Origin of the sequence: Marinifilum sp. D737 (genome assembly GCF_026672275.1) — a bacterium.
GTDB lineage: Bacteria > Bacteroidota > Bacteroidia > Bacteroidales > Marinifilaceae > Marinifilum.
Genome location: NZ_JANQCD010000076.1, coordinates 1 through 3,097, shown reverse-complemented (window position 1 = coordinate 3,097; position 3,097 = coordinate 1). Strand labels below are relative to the sequence as shown.

1 protein-coding gene is annotated in these 3,097 nt (G+C 33.6%); it reads left to right on the top strand.

The genetic code is table 11. From position 1 onward, the window contains the following. Positions 1 to 394: 394 nt before the first annotated feature. A partial coding sequence (locus tag NQ163_RS20410) for a hypothetical protein (protein WP_268192161.1) occupies positions 395 to 3,097 on the top strand: 2,703 nt, incomplete at its 3' end.

The window sequence follows — 3,097 nt, the reverse complement described above, 5'->3', positions numbered from 1 at the left end:
ATCGTTCTCTTTTCCCCTTGCCACTACCAAGAAAAGAAGAAAAAGAATTAAAGCAGTTCGATCACCAGTATTTTAATAAAATATTGCATGAAAAAGGCCATCTCATTTGAGATAGCCTTTTTTTTAGCTTGATAACCTCTTGTTTAATTTTTCTTAGCTTTACTAAATATTTATACAAATATGTAACAAATAAACCCTTTTATCAGTTTAAAAGGTATATTTGTGTAATAAATTAAAGTGTCCATGCAATAATATAATGGGTGTAATGAATGCTTTAACTCTAACTTGCTGAAATAGCATCTGTTGATTAATGGAAAATAATAAAAAGATGTGATTTGAAATATTAGCAAATAAATCTTTTAAACTTAACCACTATAACCTTGAATCTTTAGATATGAGAAATGGTAGAATCTTTACTCGTTTTCAAAAAATTTTAAAGTCAATTTCAATTTTTATACTATTAGCAATTCCTTTGTCCGGATTTGCTCAGTATGATTATGAGCACTATGTGCCACCATTTTATTGTTCTTCTCAGGTTGGTAAGCAAGAGGTGTTTTTATCAACAAACTCAGAGAAAGATATCAATGTTTATATTGAAGATGGTCAAGGTAATAAAATAGCTGGACCATTCACGGTTAATAGAAACCATAGTGAGACTTATGTATTTAGAACTCCATCGGGGGCTACATATAGTAAGCACAGTAATTACTACTATCCTGATGGATGTAGTTACTCATATGGAATTATTGGTCCGAAAGAATTAAATAAGCCACTTGATGGTCATGGCCTTAGGATTTTTTCGTACGATGGACCATTCTTTGCAAATATTCGACATGGTTATAGTAATCGTGGTGAAGGTGGAGCTTTGACTCATGGATTTTCTTTGTCTGCAAAAGGAGCTTATGCAAAAGGTAAAGAGTTTTATTCAGGTCATTTGTATGGTCATACGATTTTAAATGGTGATCCTTTAAATTATTATTATTATGAAGATACTAGACCCATTAGAAGTCATTCTATTTCGGTAATGGCCGTAGATGATGGTGTTACTACGGTTACATTTTCTGGTATAAAGTGTAAATATATTACCATGTATGAAGGAGGTAAAGTTGTTTTAAAGTCAATTACACCTAACGAAACAATTACTGTCAATTTAAATAAAGGACAAACTTATACATTAGGGACAAATTTACACAGCAACAAATTTGGAAGTGAATCAATAGAGGTGCGTAACGGAATGAATGGTACCCATATTACTTCAACAAAAGATATTGTTGTGAATTCAGGCTCTTGGACAGCAGGAGCTAAACCTTCACAGGATATAGGTTTTGATCAAATCGTTCCGGTCGACCAAGTTAGAGACAAGTATATAGTGATGAAAGGACAGGGGAGAGCAGAACCTGACCCTACAGCTTATCATGCTGGACAAGAAAGAACCATTGTTGTTGCTACTCAAGCTAATACCGAGATTTGGGTAAATGATAAGTTAAAAGGAACGCTTGCCAATCCTGGAGATTTCATTATTCTTGATGATATTGTTAATCCAGATGATATTCCAACGCTTTTTATTAACTCAAAAGGAAAAGATGTTTATGTCTATCAGACTATGTGTGGAACGAATGAAGATTGGATAAATATTGGTTTGAATTTTATTCCTCCATTAACTGCACTGGGAATGAAAGAGGTTGTGATCCCTAAAGCCAAACAAATTACCACTGGTGATTACATTAGTCCAACTGTTACTGTTTTAGCACAAAAGAATGTTAATGTCAAGCATAATGGTACTACCTTAAACGATCCCAAAGATGTTTTTGGCTCAACTGAGTGGGTTTACTATACTGTTTCTGGTATTTCAGGCGATTCCCGTTTTACAGGAGATAAGGCCATAAATGTTGCATGGACGGCAAGTTCAAATACATTAGGTGCAGCTGGATATTATTCAGGTTTTACAAAAGCTGTATCTCCAATTCATCCCGAGCTAGATATCGAAACAGATTTGAGTTTGATTTGTGAAAGTTACGATGATGATATAATTGTATCGATAAAAGATAACACAGGAAGAAACCCGGATTTCTACGAATGGTACAAGGAGGTTGTAAATAATGCAGGAGAAACAGAATGGGAAGGACCTAATTTTATAAATAGTTCATTAAAAATTCCAGCTCCAAATGAAAATACAACATGGCAGGTTAGAGCATATTATCGAGATCCAAGTTTGGAAATCCTGTTTAATGGTGACTTTTTAGATGGATATAATGGTTTTGATTCCTATTATGAGTTGGTTACGAATAATTTGGTAGATCCTGGTCAATTCGCAATTACGGGACGACCTAAAGATGAAAATCCGCTACTAAATGATTTTAATCCTATTGGCGGGTGGAAGATGTTGTTGGCATATTCTAAAAATCAGAATGATACCATCTATCGTTCAGCTGAAATGGAGGTAGAGAGTAAGTTTAATTACATTTTTAAGATGCATGGTAGATTGGCACAAAGTGATGCTTCTAGAAATCAGTCTCTTAAAATATTAATTAATAATGAAACAATTGTAGAAAACTTTAGAATTGATCGTTCTGATGAATGGCAATCAGTATCAGCATTGTGGAGGCCTAATGGTGCAAGAAATGCATCCATAAAAATATTAAATAACAACTTAAATGGTGAAGGAACCTTTTTTGCCATTGATAGCATTAGTTTTGTTCAGGCAGTAGAAGATACTGATTTATTTGAAGCGAAAGTAATACCTAATTATAGCTATTCAAATAATGGAAAAACATTCCAGTTTTGTGAAGGTGTACAAAATTCCTTAGATGTTTCGAATGGAGATACAAGTTGGTATAATTATTCCTGGTCTAAAAAAGATGCAGCTGGAAATTATATCGACTTAGCTGATGTTTCGGGTGAACTTACAGGAACCAAAACACATGAATTAATTTTCTTGAATCCACAACAGGATGACGAAGGAGATTATAGATGTAAGATTAGTTTTAAGGAAGAATATAAAAATTGTGCTACTTCGACAGATGATGTACATGTTGATTTATCTGTTCTAGTAGATGAACCTGCAACAGTTCGTATTGATGCTGACAAAACAAATTTC